The sequence below is a fragment of the Acidobacteriota bacterium genome, assembly GCA_012517875.1.
GTDB lineage: Bacteria > Acidobacteriota > JAAYUB01 > JAAYUB01 > JAAYUB01 > JAAYUB01.
In genome coordinates this window covers 116147-138573 of the sequence record JAAYUB010000092.1, presented here as the reverse complement: position 1 = coordinate 138573, position 22427 = coordinate 116147, and the positions used below count along the sequence as shown (strand labels likewise).

General features: G+C 62.2%; 21 protein-coding genes. 4 read left to right on the top strand and 17 right to left on the bottom strand.

Going from position 1 to position 22427, the window contains the following annotated elements; genetic code table 11:
• Nucleotides 1-201: 201 nt before the first annotated feature.
• Nucleotides 202-1650, top strand: a complete 1449-nt coding sequence (locus GX414_09740) for an HAD-IG family 5'-nucleotidase (protein NLI47376.1) — start codon at nt 202-204, stop codon at nt 1648-1650.
• 28 nt (nt 1651-1678) lie between these two features.
• Nucleotides 1679-2077 (top strand): hypothetical protein, encoded by a 399-nt coding sequence (locus GX414_09735; GenBank protein ID NLI47375.1) that lies wholly within the window; start codon nt 1679-1681, stop codon nt 2075-2077.
• Between the two features lie 6 nt (nt 2078-2083).
• On the opposite strand, the gene GX414_09730 is transcribed toward GX414_09735, so the two are convergent.
• Nucleotides 2084-2965 carry a hypothetical protein gene (locus tag GX414_09730; GenBank protein NLI47374.1) on the bottom strand — a complete coding sequence of 294 codons (882 nt, stop codon included), beginning with the start codon at nt 2963-2965 and terminating at the stop codon, nt 2084-2086.
• 168 nt (nt 2966-3133) lie between these two features.
• Here GX414_09730 and rfaD point away from each other — a divergent pair, with 168 nt between their 5' ends.
• Entirely contained in the window at nt 3134-4117 is a 984-nt protein-coding gene (gene rfaD / locus GX414_09725) for an ADP-glyceromanno-heptose 6-epimerase (protein ID NLI47373.1), read from the top strand.
• On the opposite strand, the gene GX414_09720 is transcribed toward rfaD, so the two are convergent.
• Nucleotides 4071-6731 (bottom strand): insulinase family protein, encoded by a 2661-nt coding sequence (locus GX414_09720; protein ID NLI47372.1) that lies wholly within the window; start codon nt 6729-6731, stop codon nt 4071-4073. The genes rfaD and GX414_09720 overlap by 47 nt on opposite strands.
• Before the next feature lie 109 nt (nt 6732-6840).
• On the opposite strand from GX414_09720, the gene murB reads away from it, so the two are divergent.
• Entirely contained in the window at nt 6841-7770 is a 930-nt protein-coding gene (gene murB / locus GX414_09715) for a UDP-N-acetylmuramate dehydrogenase (protein NLI47371.1), read from the top strand.
• Here the strand turns inward: murB and GX414_09710 are convergent.
• The 15 genes from GX414_09710 to GX414_09640 form a co-directional block, all read right to left on the bottom strand.
• On the bottom strand, nt 7747-8652 hold the full coding sequence (locus GX414_09710; protein ID NLI47370.1) for a PHP domain-containing protein: 906 nt from the start codon (nt 8650-8652) through the stop codon (nt 7747-7749). The genes murB and GX414_09710 overlap by 24 nt on opposite strands.
• A 66-nt stretch (nt 8653-8718) precedes the next feature.
• On the bottom strand, nt 8719-9864 hold the full coding sequence (locus tag GX414_09705) for a glycosyltransferase (GenBank protein NLI47369.1): 1146 nt from the start codon (nt 9862-9864) through the stop codon (nt 8719-8721).
• On the bottom strand, nt 9861-10826 hold the full coding sequence (locus tag GX414_09700; protein NLI47368.1) for a glycosyltransferase family 2 protein: 966 nt from the start codon (nt 10824-10826) through the stop codon (nt 9861-9863). Before GX414_09700 ends, GX414_09705 begins: the two co-directional genes overlap by 4 nt.
• A gap of 10 nt (nt 10827-10836) precedes the next feature.
• A complete protein-coding gene (locus tag GX414_09695; protein NLI47367.1) occupies nt 10837-12339 on the bottom strand; it encodes a hypothetical protein in 1503 nt (500 codons plus the stop codon).
• A gap of 115 nt (nt 12340-12454) precedes the next feature.
• Complete coding sequence (locus tag GX414_09690) at nt 12455-12946, bottom strand: hypothetical protein (protein ID NLI47366.1); 492 nt, start codon at nt 12944-12946, stop codon at nt 12455-12457.
• Nucleotides 12947-12964: 18 nt separating this feature from the next.
• Nucleotides 12965-13381 (bottom strand): hypothetical protein, encoded by a 417-nt coding sequence (locus tag GX414_09685; protein NLI47365.1) that lies wholly within the window; start codon nt 13379-13381, stop codon nt 12965-12967.
• Between the two features lie 130 nt (nt 13382-13511).
• The gene (locus tag GX414_09680) at nt 13512-14081 is read right to left on the bottom strand and encodes an RNA polymerase sigma factor (GenBank protein ID NLI47364.1); all 570 of its coding nucleotides are present in this window, start codon (nt 14079-14081) and stop codon (nt 13512-13514) included.
• Between the two features lie 155 nt (nt 14082-14236).
• Nucleotides 14237-16762, bottom strand: coding sequence for a type II secretion system secretin GspD (gspD, locus tag GX414_09675; protein NLI47363.1), 2526 nt, complete (start codon nt 16760-16762; stop codon nt 14237-14239).
• Nucleotides 16763-16800: 38 nt separating this feature from the next.
• The gene (locus GX414_09670) at nt 16801-17580 is read right to left on the bottom strand and encodes a hypothetical protein (GenBank protein ID NLI47362.1); all 780 of its coding nucleotides are present in this window, start codon (nt 17578-17580) and stop codon (nt 16801-16803) included.
• A 41-nt stretch (nt 17581-17621) separates the two neighbouring features.
• The gene (locus tag GX414_09665) at nt 17622-18284 is read right to left on the bottom strand and encodes a hypothetical protein (protein NLI47361.1); all 663 of its coding nucleotides are present in this window, start codon (nt 18282-18284) and stop codon (nt 17622-17624) included.
• 1 nt (nt 18285) lies between these two features.
• Nucleotides 18286-19650, bottom strand: coding sequence for a PilN domain-containing protein (locus tag GX414_09660; GenBank protein NLI47360.1), 1365 nt, complete (start codon nt 19648-19650; stop codon nt 18286-18288).
• Nucleotides 19647-20693 (bottom strand): general secretion pathway protein GspK, encoded by a 1047-nt coding sequence (locus tag GX414_09655; GenBank protein ID NLI47359.1) that lies wholly within the window; start codon nt 20691-20693, stop codon nt 19647-19649. Before GX414_09655 ends, GX414_09660 begins: the two co-directional genes overlap by 4 nt.
• On the bottom strand, nt 20680-21462 hold the full coding sequence (locus GX414_09650; GenBank protein NLI47358.1) for a prepilin-type N-terminal cleavage/methylation domain-containing protein: 783 nt from the start codon (nt 21460-21462) through the stop codon (nt 20680-20682). The genes GX414_09655 and GX414_09650 overlap by 14 nt, the downstream gene beginning before the upstream one ends.
• A complete protein-coding gene (locus GX414_09645; GenBank protein NLI47357.1) occupies nt 21452-21952 on the bottom strand; it encodes a prepilin-type N-terminal cleavage/methylation domain-containing protein in 501 nt (166 codons plus the stop codon). The genes GX414_09650 and GX414_09645 overlap by 11 nt, the downstream gene beginning before the upstream one ends.
• The gene (locus GX414_09640) at nt 21930-22427 is read right to left on the bottom strand and encodes a prepilin-type N-terminal cleavage/methylation domain-containing protein (GenBank protein ID NLI47356.1); all 498 of its coding nucleotides are present in this window, start codon (nt 22425-22427) and stop codon (nt 21930-21932) included. Before GX414_09640 ends, GX414_09645 begins: the two co-directional genes overlap by 23 nt.

Here is a 22427-nt window from a genome sequence, read left to right as displayed (position 1 = left end):
CGTGAAGTCACCCGCGAGGTGGCGCGGATGCCGCACACGTTGATGAACGATCCGCAGCTGGAGCTTCATTTCTTCCACGCCGGCGACGTCGACAAAATGCGGCAGACCAAGTGATCCGGCCGATTTCCGAGACCCGGACCAAGTGGCCGCGCCGTGCGCCGACTGCGCCGCACCGCCGGCCTGCCGCCCCGGGAATCCGTCATGACCATCCCTGAAAACATCTTCGCCATGCCTCCGCCGGAACGGCGGGTTTACTGCAACCGCACGCTGAACCTGCGCAGCATCCGGGCCGTGGGATACGATATGGATTACACCCTGGTGCACTACCAGGTCGAGGCGTGGGAGCAGCGGGCGTTTTTGGCGCTCAGGGACAAGCTGGCGGATCTTGGCTGGCCGGTCGACGACGTGCGGTTCAACCCGGAACAGGTCATCCGCGGTCTCCTGATCGACACGAAGCTGGGCAACCTGATCAAGGCCAACCGATTCGGCTACGTAACCCGCGCCTGCCACGGAACCCGGCCGATGCCGTTCGACGTCCAGCGCGAGGTGTACGGCCGGACGGAGGTCGAGCTGTCGGACCGCCGCTTCGTGTTCCTGAACACGCTGTTCTCGTTATCCGAGGCGTCCATGTACGCCCAGCTGGTGGACCGCCTCGACCGGGGGCTGCTACCGGGTGCGATCGGCTACGCCGACCTGTACCGGGAGGTCAAGCGGTGCCTGGATGAGGCGCACATGGAGGGGGAGTTGAAGGCCGAGATCCTGAGCCGCCCGGAGCAGTTCGTCGAGGCGGATCCGGAATTGGTCCTGACTCTGCTGGACCAGCTCAAGGCGGGCAAACGGCTTCTGCTCATCACCAACTCCGAGTGGTCCTACACCCAGCGGATCATGGCCCACGCCCTCGACCGGCACCTGCCGGCCGGGCAGACGTGGCGCGACTTGTTCGAACTGGTGATCCTGTCCGCCCGTAAACCCGATTTCTTCAGCCATCGGATGCCGTTGTTCGAGCTGGCCACCCCGGACGGTTTGCTGAAGCCGTGTCCGGGCGGGATCTGCAGGCCCGGCGTGTATGTGGGGGGTGACGCCCGGCAGGTCGAAGCGTATCTCGGCGTGTCCGGCGAGGAGATTCTGTTCGTCGGCGATCACATCTTCACCGACGTCCACGTGTCCAAAGACATCATGCGCTGGCGGACCGCCCTCATCCTGCGGGAGCTTGAGGGAGAACTGACCGCCCTGTCCGCCTTCCAGCAGCATCAGAACCAGCTGGTTCAGCTCATGGAGGCTAAAATCGCGCTGGAGCACCGCCATGCCCAACTGCGGACCCAGTTGCAACGGGCCGAGTTGGCCTACGGACCGGCGCCGGTCGCCGATCCCCAGCGGCTGCGGTCGGAAATCGGCTCCCTGCGCAGCCGGCTGGAGGCACTCGACGACCAGATCGGCCCGCTGGCCAGGGAGAGCGGCGAGTTGCGCAACCACACGTGGGGGCTGCTCATGCGGGCCGGCAACGACAAGAGTCTGCTCGCCCGCCAGGTGGAGCACTATGCCGATGTCTACACCTCGCGGGTGTCCAATTTCCTTCACGAATCCCCCTTCGCGTATCTGCGGGCGCCGCGAGGGAGTCTGCCTCATGACGCGGTCCCGTTCCGGGAATGAGGCCGGACAGCCTGCAGGAGGGGCGCTCTTGACACCATCGGCAACAACTCAGCCGAAATCGCGCTGGCCGTGGACCCCGGTGCTGCTCTCGCTGCTGGTGTGTCCCGGGTTGGGGCAATGGAACCTGGGCCGCCGGCTGGCCGGCTTCATTCAAGGAGGACTCGCGATCGGCATCCTTGCAGTGTTCCTGGTGGCGGCCTGCCTGGATGTCCTGACCTTGGTACCGGCGGAACCGCCGCTGGACCCGGCCGGCATGTTGAGCCTGTCCCTGGACATCACCCATCAGGTCATGGCGCGGAACCGGACGCGGTTCCTGGTGACCTGTCTGGCTTTTGGGGTTGTGTATGCGTACTCGGCCGCCGAGGCGTTCTGGCTGGTCTGGCGGGCGCATCGGCGAGCGGCCCCCGAGGCACAGAGCCGGCTGTAGTCAGCTTCAGGATACGAGAGGGGTCTTCCGGTCGCCCAGCGGCCGGCAATCGCACAAGGTGTTATAAAACTCCATGTACTGGGTGCCGGCGCGGGCCTGGTCGCGCAACACCCGGAGAGACACGAGGCCGATCTTGTCGCGGTCGGCATGCCCTTCGATGAATTGCTGGGCGGCCGCCAGATTGTCGTCATCGGCCATGATCATCACCTTGTGGTAGTTCAAGCCGATCAGCTCCCGGATCCCCTGGTTCATGTCAGTGCCTTCAACGACCCAGAGAATGTAGGCCAGCTCCGGGTTGCCGCCGATGTGCCAGCCCATGCAGTTGGTCGTCTTGTCCGCGAGGCGTACGGGCAGCACCTTATACCCCATCACCGTGCCCAGTGCTTCCATCAGCTCCCACAGCTCCTTGCTGTCCACGGTCGGTCCGCCGGCGGCGCGAGCCGGCTCAGGGCGCTTCATGGTCGGGTGCGGGCGGGACTGCCCGCCGTGCTGCCGCTGGGGACGGTTCACCATCTCGCGATTGCCGGACGCCGGACGATTGGGCTGGGAGCGGTGTCCCTCCGACCGCTGCTTGTCGGCACGGGGGGCATGGCGGGGCCTGTCGGCATGCGCGGGCACCGACCGCGGCGGAGGCGGATCCTCCACTTCGGGCGCGTTCTTATACACCAGTTTGCGCAGGGTATAGGTGCCGGGGCTCACCCGGGAAAAATCGGAACGCACACCGCGGGATTTCAGATCCTGCATGATCAGCACATTCATGATCGAGGAGGGCTCGGGCCCCTGCGGTTCGATCCAATCCCGCTCCAAAGCGGTTATCGTGATCTGTTGTGAGGTGAGGGGGCGACCGGCTTCTTCCAGGATCTTCAGAGCTGCTTCGAGGTAGTTCATCCTCCGTCTTCTCCCTTGCGGACCAGTCTGTAAGCCGCCAATGTTAGCACAGACTGGGGCGGATGCAAGCTGTAAAGTGGGCGCCGGCCAGCCGTCCCGGCCGTGTTGGCAAGGATCCGGAAATAGGATAAGATGGCAGGCGTCGGCAACCCCGAAACGGAGGCGGTGATGATCGTAGTGACCGGCGCGGCGGGGATGATCGGCAGCGGCGTCGTCTGGGCGCTGAATCGGCGGGGCGAGGAGCGGATTCTGGCTGTAGACAGCCTCGGTACCGATGACCGCTGGCGGAATCTGCGCGGACTGCATTTCGCCGATTATCAGGAGAAGGATGCGTTTCTGGAGCGGATCCTGCAGGGGCAGACTCCGGCCGGAATTCGGGCGATCATCCACCTGGGCGCCTGTTCCGACACGACGGAACGAGATGCCGGCTACCTCGTCCGCAACAATTTCGAGTACACGAAGCATCTGGCCGCCTTCGCCGTGGAACGGGGCATCCGCTTCATTTATGCCTCCAGTGCGGCCACATACGGGGACGGCTCCCGTGGGTACGCCGATCGGGAGGAGTCGCTGCCCGACCTGGAACCGCTCAACATGTACGGCTATTCCAAGCACTTGTTCGACCTATGGGCCTGGCGGGCGGGACTGCTACAGACGATCACCGGCCTGAAATACTTCAACGTCTTCGGTCCCAATGAGTACCACAAGGGGGAGATGCGGAGCGTCGTGCTGAAGGCCTACGAGCAGATCCGCGCCACCGGGGCGATCCGGCTGTTCCGCTCCCACCGGCCGGAGTTCGCCGACGGCGAGCAGAAGCGGGATTTCATCTACCTGAAAGACGCGGTGGCGATGACCCTGTTCTGCCTCGACCATCCCGGTGTGACGGGCATCCTGAACGTGGGGAGCGGCGCGGCTCGCACCTGGAACGATCTGGCCCGGGCCATCTTTGCGGCGCTGGACCGCCCGCCGCGGATTGAGTACATCGACATGCCGGAGGAGCTGCGCGAGCGCTACCAGTACTTCACCCAGGCGGAGTTGGCCCGCCTGCGGCAGGCCGGCTGGAACGAGAGCGGCACGCCGCTCGAGGCGGCCGTCCGGGAGTATGTGATTAATTATCTCGTGCCCGGAGCTTACCTGTCCGCGACTTCGGCCTGACTTCCACGATTGTCACATGGTCCGGATCCAGATGCGCCCGGGCGGCGGCCTGGACGTCCGCGGCGGTGACCGCCTCGACCAGCGCGGGGAAACGCTCGGAGTAGTCAACGCCGAGTCCATGCATCCACGCGGTGAGCATGTAGTTGACGATCAGTCCCATGTTTTCGAAATTGAACACGAAGCTGCCGGTCAGGTAGTCTTTGGCAGCTTGCAGCTCAGCCCGGCTCACCCGCTGTTCCCGAACAGCCCGGATCTCGTCCAGGATGCCGCGGACGGCTGCGTTGCGGTGTCGGGGTGACGTGGCGATATAAGCAAGAAACCGCCCCGGATCGATGCCGGCGGTGGCGGTGATGGTGGCGTACGTGGTGTAGGCCAGCCCCATCTCGTCGCGCAGCTTGCGGGGGATGCGGGAGGTGAAGCCGGGGCCGCCGCCGAGGATGATGTCCAGCAGCAGCAGCGGGTAGAACTCCGGACAGGATCGGGCGATGCCGAGGTGCCCGAGGAAGATGTGCAGTTGCTCTTTATCGGCGACCATGACCGTCCGCTCGACGCGCCGGAGCTGGCGTTTGACGGATATGATCGGCCGGGGCGGCCGGATCCCGGCGGGCCGCTTCCGCCAGCGCGCCGCCACTTCGCGCAGCGCCCGGGCGGGATCCACATCTCCGGCGACTAGGACGATGGTGTTCGCCGGCGTATAGTGACGGCGATGGAAGCGGCGAAGCTGGGCGCGGGAGAAGCTTCGAATCGTGTCCGGCCAGCCGTGGACCGGGTGGGCCAGAGCCGTGCCGTGGAAGACCACGCGGTTGAACTCCCGCGAGCCGACATAGTCGGGGCGGTCGTCCAGAGCGGCGACGTGGGTCAGCAGCTGCGAGCGAGACAGTTCTAGACGGTCCGAGGGAAAGTGAGACTCGTTGAGGAGCTCGTCCAGCAGATCCAAACCTGTCGTGAAATCCGTTTTAAGCAGTTTTAAGATCAGTCCCGACGACTCCCGGTTGCTGAACGTCTCGAGGGTGCCGCCGAGGCCATCCACCAACTCGGCGATGTGGCGGTAATCATGAGCCGGCGTTCCCTCGTCCAGCATTCCGGCGACAAGATGGGCCAGTCCCTCCGCGCCGGGTCGGTCCTCCCGGCTGCCCACCTGAACCACGCCGCCCAGCAGGACGGCGGGGATGTGACGTTGCGGACACACCAGCACCGTCAGGCCGTTGGCCAGTCGGTGGGATTCAATGGGCAGCCGGACGGCGGGTCCGCTGCCCGTGCATCGACCGGCCACCACCCGGGTCACGGCTGGCGTCGCAGGCAAGCGGTAACCCTGGCGCAGGTCGGGCAGCTCCAGCGGTTCGTCCACCGACTCCTCCTCGGTGCCGACCGAAACGCCCCGCGATTCCTCCAGGCAGCCCACCACACAGGCCGCCGGGTTGAGGATTTCCCTGGCGGCGGCCAGGATGTCGACCGCCCTTATCCGGCGGGCCCGCTCCAGGAATTGCTCGTAGTAGCGATAACCGGCGATGCACTCGTACATGCCGTAATTGATCGCCAGGCTGGAGACGTCTTCCTGGTCAAAAACGGTGTCAGCGGTGAGCTGACGTCGCGCGCGAGCCAGTTCAAGCGGCGTGACGCCGTCGGTGCGCAACCGGTCGAGCTCCTCGAACACGGCAGTCTCCACAACGGCAGGGGCGACGCCGGACTTGAGCTGGACCGCCACGCCCAGCAGCGCCGGGTCCAGCATGTCTTCAAAGTGGATGGCGGCGGAGGTGGCCGTCCGATCGCCTTCCACCAGCCGGCGGTACAGACGGCTGGTTTTGCCTTCGCCCAGGATGTAGGACAGCAGGTGGGCGGCGTAGATCCCGCGATGGCGGACCGACGGTGCGTGGAACGCGATGTACAGTCGGCTTACGTGAACCGGTCGGGAGGCCGCAAAGCGAACCCGGCCTTCGGGGGGGCCGTCCGGCGACAGGACGGCCAACGGCGTCGGTCGGCCGGGGATCGGGCCGAAGCGGTCTTCGATGCGCCGGAACGTGTCGGTGGGTTTCAGATCGCCGGCTACGACCAGCACGGCGTTTCCCGGCTGGTAGTGTCGCTGGTGGAAGGCCCGCATCTGCTCCACCGTCAGTGCCGCTACGTCCTCGGGCCAGCCGATGATCGGGTGGCGGTACGGATGTCGCGAGTAGGCCAACGCCCGGACGTTGCGCCGCAGGAACTCCCAGGGGTGATCTTCGCCCATGGTCAGTTCCTCGAGCACGACCTGCCGCTCCGCCTCGAATTCGGCCGGATCCAGGTTCAGGTGTCGCATCCGGTCGGCCTCGATGTCCAGGGCCACATCCCAGCGGTCCGCGGCGAAGGTGAAATAGTAGCCGGTGCAGTCGTATGAGGTGAAGGCGTTGTTGTTGCCGCCCCGCTGGAGGCTGATGGCGTCGATGCGGCCCTTGGGAAAGCGGGGCGTCCCCTTGAACATCATGTGTTCCAGAAAGTGGGCGATCCCCGTCTGGTTCTTGGGCTCGTCTCGGGTGCCGACGCGGTACCAGATGGTGCTGCAGACGACAGGCAGGCGGTGGTCCACGATCACCAAGACGGTGAGGCCGTTGGGCAGCTGGTGTCGGTGCACTGGGGGCATGGAACGCTCCTCACCGGAGTCGGCATGAAAACCCACATTATAGCACAGCCGCCCGCCCTTTCCCCGCGGCTCCAGTGGTGGTAAGATGACCGCGCGCGGGAGGCGTAGCATGAATGAGCAACAGGTGGGTGTTCCGGTGCCATTCCGGCGGCGGGAACCACTGGCGCCCTATACGACGTTTCGGATCGGCGGCCCAGCGGACTGGCTGCTCCTGCCGGACAGTGCCCGTGGATTTGTGGCGGCGGTCCGCTGGGCCATCGACCAGGACCTGCCGCTGACCATCCTCGGGGGCGGGTCCAATGTGCTGGTCGCGGATGCCGGGGTGGATGGCGCAGTAATCGTGACCACGGCGATGCGCCGGGTGGAGATCAGCGGCGCCGAAGTCCGAGCGGAGGCTGGTGTCGGGATGAGCGACCTGTGCGAGTTCTGCGCCGAGCGCGGGCTGGCCGGACTGCAAAATTTCCACGGCATGCCGGGCTCGCTCGGGGGCGCCGTGTTCATGAACGCGCGCTGCTACGAACGCTCCATCGGCGACGTTGTCCGCTGCGTGCACGGAGTGGACCGGGCGGGACATGAGGTGACGTTTGAAGCGGCCGCATGCGAGTTTGCGTACAAGCGCTCGCGTTTCCAGGCGGGCGGGGTATGGGTGGCCGAGGTGGATCTCCGGATGGAGGCCGGGGCCGATCGTGGGCACCTCCGCGAGGCGATGTCCGATTTTCAGCGCCGGCGGGAGGCGATGGGCCAGTTCCTGTTCCCCAACGCAGGCTGCATCTTCAAGAATGATTACCGGACCGGCACGCCCTCCGGGAAGATCATCGAGTCCTGCGGTCTCAAAGGCACGCGGATAGGTGATGCCGAGGTCTTTTCGCGCCACGCCAATTTCATCATCAACCGTGGAGCCGCCTCCGCCTGCGATGTGCTGGCGCTGATCCGGGCCATGGAGCAGGCGGTGCGGGATCGGACAGGGCTTGAGTTGGAACGGGAAATCCAGCTGCTCGGGCGGTGGGGGGAGGTCTCAGAGGTTCAGCCGGGCGGATGATCCGCCGATGCCGGTTGTCACGGCGGCCGGGGCGGGGGGGCGGCGCGACTTGAGTTCTTCCACGAGATGGTAGGGGAGGCGGGTCTTGCCGCGGCCGGTGCCGATGGCCACTTCGGGCTTGACGGGACCGTGGAAATCGCTGCCGCCGGTGAGACAGAGATCCAGACGCTGGGCGATTTCCCGGTAGAGCTCCACCGGACAACGGTTGTCCGACAGGTAGTATGCTTCGATACCGCCCAACCCGTCCGCTTTGAGCTGGCTCAGGAAGTCGGCCAGCTCAGCGGGATCCTGGATTTCCAGGGTGAGGGGGTGGGCCAGTACGGGAACACCGCCGAACCGCCGCACCAATTGGATGCCTTCGGGCGCGGAGAGCATCTCCTTGGGCACATAGGCCGGTCCATCCTTGCGCAGGTACCGGTTGAACGCTTCCTTGACCGATCGGACGTACCCGCACTCCACCATCGCGGCGGCGATGTGGGGACGACCCACGTTGCCATTGTTGATCTTCGCCCGGATCGCCTCAAGATTCAGCTCCATGCCCAGTTCGGCCAGCTTGCGGATGATCTGGGGATTGCGCCGCCGCCGGTATTCGCGCAGCCGCTGTAACTCCTCATGCAGGGCCGGATCGAGATGATCCACATAGTATCCCAGGATGTGCAGCTCGCCTCGGGGATAGGCGATGGACAGCTCCACGCCGGGGATCACCTCGAGTCCCCGGGCTTGCCCCTCGGCCAGGGCTTCGGTGTTCCCGTCCACTGTGTCGTGGTCCGTGATGGCGATGGCCCGGAGGTGGGCGTCAAGCGCGTGATGAACAAGTTGGGCGGGTGTGAGCACGCCGTCAGAGAAGGTTGAGTGCAGGTGTAGGTCGATGTAACCGTTCATAGATGACGTCCCGGTCAAATGAAACTGACAATTATAACGGATGGAGCGGGGATTGCAAGCGGTGGATCAGGGGATGTTCGGTGGCGTCGGGAGGGCGGCCAGCAGGGCGTCGACATAGCCGGGCCAGCGGAACCGGTCCGCAAATCCGGGAACGTGCGATTCGATATCGGCTTGCCGAGCCAAAAACCGCCGGATAGCTTCGGCCAGCGCGGCCGGATCATCCGGCGGAACGAGATAGCCGGATTCCCCGTCTGCAACCATCTCGTCCAGACCGCCTACCCGGGTGCTCACAACGCCGCGACAGAACTGGTAGGCCAGCGGAATGATCCCGCTCTGGGTAGCGTGGCGGTAGGGCAGGACCACCAGATCGGCAGCCCGGAAATGGAGATGAACCTCCTCGTTGGGGATGAACCGATCTCGCAGGAAAAGCCGCCCGCTGCGGACGAGCTCGCCCAGCAACGGTTCAAAGCGTTCGGGTTTTTCGTAGAATTCGCCCGCCACCAGGAGGCGCACGTCCGGATCGGTGGCGGACAGCATTCGGAACGCCTTCAGCAACACATCCAGTCCTTTGTATGGACGTACCAGGCCGAAGAACAGGATGAGCCGGTGCGTGGCATCCGCCAGACCCAGTCGGGCGCGCGCGTCGTTCCGGTCGAGATCGGCGGGACCGGGGAATTGCTCGTAGAGCGGATGGTACAGGGCGATCACGGATTGTCCATGGTGTGCGTCGGCGAGCGCTGCCTGGTCGCGCCGGCAGTGGACGATCACCGTGTCCATGGTCCGGAGCAGCCGGCGCTGAAATATTCCGCCCAGTGGAATGCGCTCGTGGGGCTGCATGTTGTGGCAGACGGCGGCCAGGGGAATCCGGGTGCGTCGCCGCAGACGATTCAGGAACAGTGCCAGCGATGGAGCGAACAGCGGCGTCCAGACCGCTACGATCAGGGCGCGGGGCATTGAACAGTCGATGGCGTGCAGACCGGCCGGCCAGTGCCAGGGCCGGAACGGATCGAACACGGCTTCGGCCGGCACTTGGAATGGTACACGGCTCTCGTCAAGCTGAGTTTGGCCGGGGAAAACCAGCCGCGGATACAGCCGCCGGTAATTCCAGGCGAAACAGTGCGTCCGTCTGTGCAATTCAGTCCAGAGGTGGACGTTGAATGTGGCGATACCGCCGCGGAACGGCGGGAAGGGGCCGAGAATGCCCAGGGTCAAGGGTCGTCCTCGACAATGGGCGGCTGGTGATGCTTGTGTTCCCGGATCGAGTAGTGCGCCTCGGTGTTACGCGAGTGGGCGATCATCTCGGCCAGCAGGCCGAAGAATACCAGCTGGACGCCGACGATGAGCACCGACAGGGCCAGGTAGAACAGTGGGCGGTTGCTGAGGAATTCACCGAACAGCCGGCTGATGATCAAATAAAGAGACGTGCCGCCGCCGGCCAGTACAGCCAGGGAACCGATCAAGCCGAACACGTGCAGCGGACGCGAGATGAACCGGGTCAGCATCAGCACGGTGATCAGGTCGAAGAACCCGCTGATGAACCGCCACAGACCGTACTTGGATCGGCCGAAGCGGCGCGGGTGGTGCGCGATCTGGATTTCACCCACGCGGAATCCCTTGCTGTGGACGATGACCGGGATGTACCGGTGGAGCTCGCCGTAGAGACGCAGGGAGCGGGAGGCCTCCCGGCTGAACGCCTTGAATCCGCAATTCATGTCGTGGAGCGGCACTCCGGAAAGGAACCGGGTGACCCGGTTGTAGATCCGTGACGCCAGCCGCCGGCTCAATGGATCGCGTCGGGGGTGTTTCCAGCCGCTGATCAAGTCGTAGCCTTCATGGAGCTTGTCGAGAAATCGAGGGATTTCCTCGGGCAGGTCCTGCAGGTCGGCGTCCAAGGTGATCAGTTCCACACCACGGGCGATTGAGAAGCCGGCGGAGAGGGCGGCGGCTTTGCCGAAGTTCCGGCGGAAGTGGATCACCTGAACGCGCGCGTCGCCGGCAAAGCAGGCATCGAGGACTTCCGCCGATCCGTCAGTGCTGCCGTCGTTGACATAGATGATCTCAAACGGGGCGCCATACTCCGCCATGACTGTCACGAGACGGCGGTGGAGCTCCGGAAAGGACTCCTTTTCGTTGTAAACAGGAATCAGGATGGATACACGGGGGAGTTGGGCCATTACGCCCCGGTTAGAATGAGATCCGACCGATGGCGAAGTCGATGCGATTGTCTTGATCGAAATCGCCGACAACCAGGCAATTGTCCGCGTCGAGACGATTCAGCAACGCCGCCAGCTGACTGGGGCCGCTGATCACCGGATAGATCATCAGTTGATCCTTGTAGTCGCACAACCAGAACTTGGCAACAGACCGACCCGGCCAGGGAGAGAACTGAACCAACGTCGGTGGGGAGAAAGACGGCGGCGTCGCCAACAGCTGGAGAGCCTGCCCTCTGATGTTCTGAAGATAGTTCACCCGGTTGTACTTCAAATTCTGCAGGACCAGATCGCTGAATCCGTCACCGTTGAAATCCGAGGCGGCGATACCATCGTACTTGAACGCGAGCGGGATGCTGACGGATATTTCGAATCGGCCGACTCCCCAGTCCTCATAGATGTCGAGCACGTTGTTCTCGGGGCCGTACAATATCAGCTGCCGGCTGCCTGGTTCGTAGAAGGGCAGACGCGTGCCGAACTTGGGCCGGTTGTCCGGGGTGAACGGACGCATGGGGGCAAGTTCCGCCCCTGTATTCAGGAAGAGCCGGCACGACCCATTGGATTGTTGGATGTTGAGGACATCCGTTAGATAGTCATTGTTGAAATCGTCAAACAGCAGGAAGCAGGGGGCGCCGCGTCGATCCAGGAAGGTGCCGCACAACTGGATCTGTAGGACAGCACCGGTGTCCGTCTTGAACTGACACTCGTCAATCCTCTGGGTCAACAGGCTGACCGTCTGACCGGATGCCGAACGGTGGAACACGACAAACTCCGGGTTGCCTTCGGATGATTCCACCGTGGATGCGATGTCGGTGTCGCTGGTTTCCGAAGCTGAGTCGGTGCCGTCGTCGCCCGATGACTCGTCGCCGGCATGAGCAGAGGCGTCCGAACCGTCATCGCTGCTGCCGTTATCGTGTGCCGGATTGTCCGGTTCGGGATCGGTCTGCAGAAGCACTTGGGTGAAGGGATTGTCGTCGCTGGGCTCGAAGGCGCCGTTCCACGGATCTTCGTTGACCAGCGTCGCCAGCACGGCAATGGGCACTACCGGCTCATTGGTTTCCGACGAATCGCTGGAGAGGAAGCTGTCGGGCACGTTTCCGATGCGGGTCGGGATCTGGCTGGCGCGTTGGTTTGCGGCGAGTGTGGGGAGCGTGTGGCCCGCCGCGGACGGTTTGCTGGGGATGGTGACAATCGGACGGTCGATGCGCAAAGGGGCGTCGACGGAACCAGTCGAATGATGCCGGTCCTGCGGGGTACGGCCGGCCACGTGCTGGAAATCAAGGACAGGTTGGAAAAGCAGGGCAGCATGTAACGACTGTTCAGCGGTGGATCCGAGGTCTGAACTGACGGCCACCGCGTCGAAGTGGTGCCGGGGCAGTGCCGATCCGTTATGCGGGAATGAGAAGGGGCGCCCGCCGTTGACGATCACGGTCAGCAGGATCACACTTGCGATGACAACCAGTCGTTTCGTGGTCACAGAAGACCCGTCCGGTTAATATAACGACTTTATTCTGACACCAAAAAAAATTTATGTAAAGAAAAAAATAATATTTTTGGGAATTTAAATCCGGTCGGCTGAGAAACAGGTTTGACTATTTGCCGGTTTTCTTCTCGCGCAGCTCGACTTCCTGCTTGTAGGTTTGGATTGCTTCGTCCAATCGTCCGTCACGCTTCAGCAAACCGGCTTTCACGTTCAACACGCGGGCGCGAAAATCCGTTGTTTTAAGTGAATTGAAGCCAAGCTCCAGGACCCGGTACGCGTGCTCTTTTTGGCCCGAATCATACAGCTTCTTGGTTACGATGACGATTTCCTTGAAAACCGCCTCTTCAAAGGCTACCGGCAGATTGAGGTCGAGAATCACCTGCAGCTCGGCGATGGCCTTGTCGTATTCACCCTTCTGAATCAGGAGTTGGATGATCTCGTGCTGCGTCTCGGCAATGGACAGCTGTTTCACGGTCCTGGCGTCGACGGCGGCCGAATCACCCGCAGCCGCCGGGCCGTAGCTCGTCAGACAGATCATCAGACCGATCACAAACAGAAGCATCCGTTTGCCGGTTCTTTGGAATTGTGTTGCAGCGTCCATATGTCAGTCTCCTGAGTCTTAATCCTGTTGGATCAATCGCCGAAACGGGTTCTCGTCAAGCCGCATGCTGGCTGTGACCGGGCCCCCTGCGGTCTGGAACGGATTTTCATCCGCGGTGGTTTCAAGGATGCCGTTGCCGTCGAACGGGTTTGTCTGTGTGGCCGCGTCAACCGCCCAGATGGTCTGGTAACGACTGTCGATGGCGCTCAGAATTTCCTGACGCGAAGGGCCGGGGGACCGGGGCGTGAGCAGGACCAGTGTGGTGACAAGCAGAACGGCAGCAGCGGCGGTCAGGATCGTGCGGGATGCCGGTCGAAGGGAAGCGGCGAAAGGAACCGCACGTGCACCCGGCTTGTCCAGCCGGCGGGCGATCTGGGGCCACATGTCGGTTGCCGGTTCGGCTGCCCGAAAATGCTGTTGGAAAAAAGCGTCCACGTCCGCTTCGTCTTGTCGGAGTTGCCGAATGTCGGCCGACTCCTCAAAACGCCGGAAGACACTCCGACCCAGCCGGGTATCCCCGACCAGGAAGTGAATTCGATAGCGCAATGACAGCCGATTCATTTCATTAACCTTGGGTCAAATACCGTTTAATCATCTCTTTGGCAAAAACGCGAGCCCGATAAATATCCGTCTTCACCGACAGGAGCGAACGGTCGACGATGTCCGCAATGTCTTTGTAGCTCAATTCCTGGAGCACGGACAAGATGAACACCTCACGCAATTTCGGCGGCAGTTCGGCGAGCGTTCGCTGAATAACCTGCTCCAGTTCCACCGTCAGGACCTCTTCTTCCGGATTGCTGGTGGGGCGCCTTCCGCCGGCCTCTTCGGCGGGAAGTGACTCGGGCTCCAGCATCACCTCTTGGACCTTCCTGCGCCGGAAACGCTGGTACACTTCATTGCGGGCGATGCGGTACAACCACTGCTCAAACTTGCCCAAATCCTTGAGGTGGAGCAGGTTATTGAATGCCTGGACAAAAGCGTCCTGGGTGACATCCTCCGCGTCCTCCCGGCTGCGCACCATGCCCAATACAAAATTAAAGATTCGGGCGACAAAATGCTGGTACAGCAGATGACACGCATCCCGGTCGCCATCCTGAGCCTGCTGAATCAATGACTGGAGGTCTTGGGCATTCAACGGTTTAAGCTACTGCAGTTTGTTGGACAAAATTTCACAGATCAACATTATCCATACGATAGAGATAAGAAACCACCCGAAAAGTTGCTAAATTCTGCGGCAAACAAAGCAGGGTCCCGGGGGACCCTGTCAGGCGTCTTCAGCTTGCGTGTCGATCAGCCGACTCGGGCCGGCGGATCCGCTGTATCAGGTGGCGGTTCGGGTGGTTGCGGCGGTTTCTCTACCGGCGGCGGCTCGGGTGGTTGCGGCGGTTTCTCTGCCGGCGGCGGCGTATCCTGTTTTGATTCGTCCGATTCGAGTTCCGGCTGTTCCGGTTTGTGTCCTTCCTTCAGGGATTCTTCCAACTTTTTAGCGGCGTCCGAGGTGTCACGGAGCACGCCCAACTGGCCCTGGGGCCATTTCTTCTTCAAATACTTGTTGATGTTGGAAAGGGTGTCAACGACCTGATACGTGGCGGCGGTGGCGTCCTGGGTCGTGTGGATCACCCGGGGCGACAGGATGACGATGAGCTCTGTCCGTGCCTTCGACACGGTCGTCGAGCTGAAGAGCCACCCGAAGATCGGCACGTGGCCGATCAACGGTACGGCGCTGCGCGAGTTGGTGTTCTCCTCCTTGATCAGTCCGGCGATGAGGACCGACTTGCCGTCTTCGACCACAAGCGTGGAGTTGACGTTGGACGCGTTGATCGGAGGGGAGCCGCCCAGTCCGCCGGCGCTGTCGCCGGGCGAGCTCACCTCTACGGCGATCTCCAGGGTCACGATTCCGGAGGCACTGATCCGAGGCGACACGCTGAGGTTGACGCCCGTGGAGCGGTACTGGATCTGCGTGTTGGTGATGTTGTAATTCGGATCCTGATTGTTCGCCCACGGGTTGGTGTAAGTGCTCGTGGCGATGGGGATCTCGGTGCCGACGCTGATCGTGGCTTCGTTGCCATCCAGCACCAGAACGGACGGGCTGTTCAGGACCTGGATCTTGGAGATGGTTTCCAGCGTGTCGAGCAGGGCCTTGATTTCACGGGAACCGAACACCGCGATGGAGCTGATGTTCAGCCCAGCGCTTTCCCCCCACTGGATGGAGCCCGTGGTGGGGGGGGAGGTGCCGGACCGTTGCTGCAGAAAGTAGTTGACACCCATCGAAAGTGAATCGCTCAGGTCAACCCGGATCACCTTGGCCTCGATGAGCACCTGACGGGGAAGGACATCCAGCTTTTTGATGGTCTTCAGCAAAAACTCGTAATCGGCCTGGGTGCCGTGGATGATCAGGTTGTTGTTGAGTTCATCCACGATGATTTTCACGCCGCCGGACAGACCCTGGATCGGACCACGCTCGCTTCCGCGCATGGTACCCTTGAGCTGCGGGCTGATGATCTGGCCGCCGGAAGGCACACCGGCGGAGGACCGTTCCGTTCCGCCCTCACCGGTCTGGATCGCCCGCTGAGGAGCCGACACAGTGCCCACCTGGGCGCCCTGGTCGGCGAACAGCTGACCCAGGATATCGGCGATGTTTGTGGCGGTCGTATTCTCCACCTTGTAGACGAACGTTTCGTTGCCGCCGGAGGATGGCGTGTCCAGTTTTTCCACCCACTTGTAGACGGCCTCAAGCGCGCGGGGGGACCGGCAGACCGCCAGGACCGCGTTCATGCGGGGGACGGCGATGAATCGGATGCCGCTGGAGGAGCCACCCGCGTTGAACACCGCTTCCAAGTCCTTGGCCAGGTCCTCGGCCTTGTTGAACTTGACGGGGATGAGCTCGACTTTGTTGACTTCGAAAAAGCCGCCGTCCAGGATCTTGATGATATGCAAAAGCTTGCGCAGATTGTCCTTGAAGTCGGTCAGGACCAGCAGGTTGTAGGTTTCGTAGTTGATGATGAGTGTCTTTTCCGTCTTGAACTCATCCAGAAGCTTGGCGATGTCAGCGGACGGGATGAACTCGATCGGGGTGATGACGGTGGTCAGATCATTGCCCTCGGAAGTGTAGTCGGGATCGATTTTTTCGATAGCCGCCGGGTACTGCCGACTCTCCTCGATGGGGACGATATGATGGATATCACCCGATCGGATGATTGTCGCCCCGTTGATTCGCAGGATGTCGATGAAAATGTCATAGAGGGCTTCCCGGGGGACGGGCGAGTTCATGTTGATGCTGACGCGGCCCGAGACCTGCGGATCGACGATGTAACTCAGGTTCAGAATGCCGGCGACGATATCGATGAAGTCGAGCAGATCGACGTCGTCGTATTTCAAGCTGATGCCTTTCGCGGTGATGTTGGCCTTGGCTGGTGCCGGCGGCGTCGGTGTAGCGGCCGCGGTTCCGCCGGTGCCGTCCGGCTTGGGTTCTTGGCCGTCGGGTGGCTGAGCCTGTTCGGCCGGAGGGATCGCCTGGGCCTCGATCGGAATCGGAGCGCGTCGTGGTGCCGCCTCACCGGCCTTGGGTGGATTTTGCCGGGAAGACCGCTGCGCGCGGATAGCGTTCAGGCGCTTTTGCATCTCTTCCCGTTTTTTCTTGACATCTTCGGCTGTTCTCGGTGCGGGAGTGTCGGTTTGCTCCTCCTGGGGTTCGGAGTCCTGCGCGAAGACGACTCCGCCCGGGCAGGCTGGTGCGACCGGCCCTGCCGCCGGACCGGCGGGGAGACACTGAATGAGTGCACCGAGCGCCAGGATCAGGATCACACGATTCATCATATGAAAACTCCTATACTTGATTGACCGATGGGCGCGGGTTAATTCGGCCTGCGCTGGCCGGCGCGGAAGAAGCTGCTCCGCTGCGCCGAGTTGGTGCTTGTCGCACCGGTTCGATTGCTGGGTTGCGACGAACTGGAGCGACGGTTCAGGAAATCGCGGGTGCTGCTGGTGCGGCTTCGCTCGGTTGTCGGGGAGGATACAGAAGCAGAAGTCGTTTTCGGCGGCGTCACGTCGGCCGCGGCGGATGCGGTCGCGGGTCGGCTGGACGATGAGGAGCCGGACGAACCCCCGATGGTCAGGATGGCGGATTTTCCTTTTGCTTGACTGGGGCCCGGCGCTTTCTGGACCCGGCGCTTGCCGGGGTCGTGGAACAGGACTTCCTCGCGGGCTTCGCCGGAAACGAGTACGATTCGGTCGTCGAGGATGGAGTCGAGTTGCCAGATGCTTTCCCATTTGTCGCCTTCACCGAGTTGCACGGCACGATTGCCCTCGCCCCCGCCTTTCGAGGACCGCGCTTGTATATACTTCCGGCCCTCGATGACGACGACCCCCATGATCTCAGGGGGATTGTTCAGGCGGATGACGGCTTTCGCCTTATCCTCGTCCTTCGGCAGGTTCATGTTGCGATCCTTGTGGAAGAGGTTGTTGTCGGAGATGTAACTCAACTCGGTCGCCGGGATCGCCGTTCGGACAGGCTGGACGTCGATTGCCGTGGATTCCGGAGCCTGCGGTTTGACCCGCTCCATGAGCTTTTGCATGTTGTGCTGCTGATTCCAGCGATCCCAGTCCAGTTTAAGCTTGTAGGTCAGCCCCGCCATGCACAGAATCAGGATGATATTGGCCAGAATGATGGGTCGTTTCATGATCGGCCTCCCGAGGGATTTCCGGCCAGGCGAGCCTGGCTGGAAGGTTTCTTTTTGTCGGCTCCGCTCTCGTCCGGTTTGAAGATCAGCGTCATCACGACGATATCCGGATTGATCTCCTTGTCGGGTCGAACGTTCCAGGCCCGGACCTCCAGACGCTCCACCGCAAGGAATTTCGGATGCCCTTCGATCGACGCCAGCATCGCCATCAGCTTGTCGGGAGTGCACTTGAGCGAAGCCCGCACGCGCAGTTTGAGGAAATTGCCCATGAACGGATTCTGCTTGATCGTTTCGCTGTCGAACCGCTCAGGCTTCAGGGAGGCGTCGATCCGCGAGACGCTGATGCCGTGCTGCTCGGCCAGCGTGTTCACCACGCGGTGCAGCTCGGATGTCACCTGGGTGGGATCGGTGCCCTCGATCATGATCGACCGGAAGCGGTCTTCAGCGGCCATCAGGCCGGCCAGTGACTGCTGGTAGGCATCCTTTTGGCGGATGATCTCCGCTTTGCGGATCAGATCGCTTTCGAGCTGGTTCTTGTCGGTCTCCAGCTGACGGGTATATTCAATCAGCGGCAGAACCCCGTACCAGACGGCCGCGAGCAGCAGAACAATCACGCCGCCAATCAGGATGACCCGCCGGTCCCTGCGTGAGATGTTCACGTCATTCCTCCAGCAGTTGGATCTCGAAGCGAAAATGCTCGAGTCCTTCCTTGGTTTTGGTGATGGACCCCTGCAGATTGATGCCCTTGAAAAACCGGATGGCCGTCAGTCGCGTCTGCAGATCCAGCACCGAGTCGGTGTACCCGCTGACGATCAGGTTGTTCGCGCGGACGTATTCGCTGAGATAGGTCTTGTCACCCGCCTTCTCGGTCAGTTCCCGCAGGATGTCCAGGTCGGAAATCGGCTTTTTGATCACGCGCTGGTAGGTGTCCAGTTCATCGCGGACGCGGACGATGTTCCGGCGCAACTGCATTGTGCTCCGATACTCGCGCTCGATTTTGGCGATGTTCCGCTGGAGCTGGTCGTTGTAGGACGACTCCTGGAAATACACCCGGGTGAAGCTGATCCCCAGAAGGAGAACCAAGCCCGCCGCCAGGATGAGGGTCGGCACCAGGCTGATCGAGGACGATTTTTCACGCCATTCGACCGGGATGAGGTTGAAGGAGCGGCGGTTGTGCTCCAGCGCCTGCAGGGCCACGGAGAGCGGCTTCAGGTTCAGTGTGGTGCGCTCCGGGAAGGGGGAACACTCCTTGAGATAGCGAAGGAAAGGATATTCGCCCTCGACCAGCTGGTCCTGCCAGTTGGAGTCGGAGATGTTGAGCATCACGTCGATGTCCTGGTCGTCCGGCAGCTGGATCAGCGACGCGCAGCGCTCCACTTCCTTGAGGACGTTCTGAAGGTTCTTGTTGGCCGGGTTGATCCAGGCCAGCTTGAAATACGTGAATCGGCCGCCCTGGAACACGTGGACGGCGAAATTGTTCAAATCCAGATCGGCGATGAACACCGGGTGCTGGTTGGCCGGGCCATCCTTCTTCAGCAGGCGCTCGAAACCCAGCGCGGTGAGTGTCAGCGCCTGGGGGGCCAAGCCCAATTGCCGCAACAAGTCCAGCAGCTTGCGCACGCGCTCGCGGGGGATGATGTAGAGATCGACCTCGTAGGACTTGCCGTCGGCGCTGCGGCGGACGATTTTCTCGGCGCAGAACTCATCGGTGTCGGAAGGGACCACGTTCATGATCTGGAGCCGGATCGCCTGTTCCAGGTTGTCCTCGGCCTCGGCGGGCAGGACCAGGCGCCGAAATGCGAGCTGGTCGGGCGCGAGGCCGACGACCACGTTTTCCGGCTTGATCTTCAAGCCGTCGAAGAAATCCTCGAGCTCCGACCGAAAAACCAGCGGATCCTTCTGGGACAGACCGCTCAGCGTCAGGCTGCCCAGAAAATGGATGTCGCCGAAGCTGCGGGCGACAACCTCGATGTCCAGATCATCGTCGTGATAGAACACGCCGATGGCTTTTTTCAGGTACATCATGGCAATCCCTGTTCCTCCATGAGTTCGAAATCGGCTGTCTGCGTCTGATAGTTTTCGTTCCAGTACACGATGCTGTGCTTGAGCGGGAAGCGCGGATTGAGCCGGACAATGGCCAGGATGGTCTTCTGGAGTTTTGAGTTGTGCATCTTGGCGGTGGAGATCAGCGAAAAATACGAGGATTGCACCGGCGGACGCGTCACAATGGGCGCCTTGAGCTGCTCCATGCCGGGGGACTCGGGCACGCGCGTGTTGAAATCCTGTTGGTCCTTGAAGGGGCGCTCCTGCCGCTCGGCGATGATGCGGCGGGCCATCTCGGGCGGAAAACCGATGCTCAGCAGCACGGTGTACGGCGCCGAGTTGATGTTGACGCCGGAACCGGAACCATAGACGCTGACGCACTGGTTGAGCCCCGGCATGTGACGCAACGAGCCGGTCTCGTCCTCGTAGGTGTAGCCGTAGAAGAGCTGGGGGTCGACTTCGCGGATCAGCAGCAACTCCTCGATGGTATCCATGGGGCCGTTTTTAGCGGCGTACGGATTTTCCAGGCCCAGGTAATAGTCCGTTTCGGCGCCATTGGCGTGATAGTCTTCGTCGATGTCGCACCAGTCGAGGATGGAGTCCGAGATGATGTCGGCGCGGTCGTCCTCCAGGCCAAGTCCGAGCAGGAGGCTGAGCAGGAGGTCCTTGTTGGCGCGGTTGATGTTGATCTTGCCGTCCTCATCGAAGATCTCAACTGTCACGTCGGCGACGTCGGTGTGCAGGATCACCCGGCCGCGATCGATGTCGCGGGGTTCCAACTCGGCTTCGGCTGAAAATGACGAGACGCCGCCTTCGAGGCGGTAGACCACCAGCTTGTAGATGGTCTCGGAGATGCCGGCTTGGGCGAGGTAGTACGCTTGGGTCAGGCCGCGGGTGTTGGACACCGCGTTGGCTTCCACCCGGACCGTCTTGGCGAAGCTGATGCACAGGATGCTCATGGCCATGAGCATCCACAACATCGCGATGAGGACCGAGCCCCGCGGGGGGCGCTCACGTCGTCGCATTCGGCATTCTCCGCGGCACCCGACCGGCGGGCAGGTTGCCTTTGCTCCGGATAGGAACCAGGATCTCACCCTCCGGGAACCGCATCTTGGCTTCGGGCATGAACCGGTAGCGAATGCGGACCGCTTCCGGCAGGTCGCCCATCTCTTCGACTTTCCAGGTGGGGTACCACTGCTTGATCTGCTCCTCCTCCGGCAGGACGCCGGCCTGGGACAGGTCGAGACCATAGAACTCGAACGTGACTTCCGCCAACTGGTCGAGCAGGGTGTAGCGATACATGTTTTCGGGCGTCGACGACAGGCCGTCCGCCGCCAGCGGACTGATGCCGGTGTACGGCTTCTCCAGTTCCACCAGGGCCAGCCCGTCGCCGCTCGGGGACGGCTCGACACCATAGGCCACGAAGCAAAGGCCGGGTATGGCGTTGAGCCGGAGCGAAAACAGGGTGACGAAGGCGACCTGCTGGTCACTGCCCACGAAATAGGGGATCTTGGCGGCGATCATGCGCTGGGGTCCCGGCTGGGCCAGATCTGCTTCAATGTCCTCCTCCACCGGTACCACCGGGTAGATGGAGATGACCTGACGCCGGATCAGCTCGAACACGCTGCGCAGCCGCTCGCTCTGCTGGATGGTCTCGTGGCCGCGGCGCCAGCTGCGGGTGACCATGGCGAAGCCGGAGTAAAGCACGGAACAGATGATGGCGAACAGCGTCACCGACACCAGCACTTCCAGCAAGCTGAATCCTCTGGGGGAGAGCCGGCGCCTAGCGGCCATAGGGCGTCCTCCCCCCCGACAGACGTCCGGGCGCGCCCACGTTCGGTTTGGGCACGAGCTTGATGGTGAAGAGCCGGACCTCCCGGCGTCGGCCTTCGCTGGCGTAGGTGACGGTCAGCCGGATATGCAGCAGCCGGGTCGTCAGGCGGCTCTTGTCGACGGTCAGATCGTCCACTTCACGGGTTTCCATCACCGCGCGCCAGCTGTAATTGTCATCCCATGATCCGTCCAGTGCCCCGTCCTCGATGATGTTCTCGTCGATGATCAGCTCGTTCATCTTGTTCTGCGCCAGCTGGAGGGCGATCTGATACACGTTGACCTGGCTGATGTTCCGCAGTGAGTATGAGAACGCCTGAATGATGGCGCCGAAGATCACCCCGACCAGCACCACCGCGATCACCACCTCCAACAAGGAGAATCCGGCGTCGGTGCGCCGGCGACGGAGGCGGGATCGAGTCTCCCGGTTGTCAGGGATTGAACATTTCATCATCGAACCCGCTTTCCCCGGGCGCGAAGATTCGCGTGTTGCCGGTGAGAATGTCGGTTTTCAGCCGAAGTTGATGGCCGCTTTCGTGGCGGACGACCATGGCGACACCCGTGCTGCGCCCGTCAGGGTAGAACCACACCACCGTCCGATTGTCCGCCACGTCGAGCCCGTCCAGGATCAGGCGAACGAATTCGATTTTGTCGTACAGGCGGTAGTATTTGATAGATTGGCCGCGGCGATTGAAGATCGTCAGGTCGCCTTCCTGCTTGCGCAGCACCACGGCCACGGTCTCCTGTTCGGCCATGGATTTTTCCCGGGCGTACTTCAAAAGCGCCGCCAGCTCCCGGACGGCGCTCTCCATCCGGGTTTTTTCCAGTGTGGCGTGCAGCGGCGGATAGGCGACGAGGCCGGTGACGGCCAGGATGGCCAATACCACCACCACCTCGACAAACGTGAATCCGCCGTGGCGCCGGTTCAT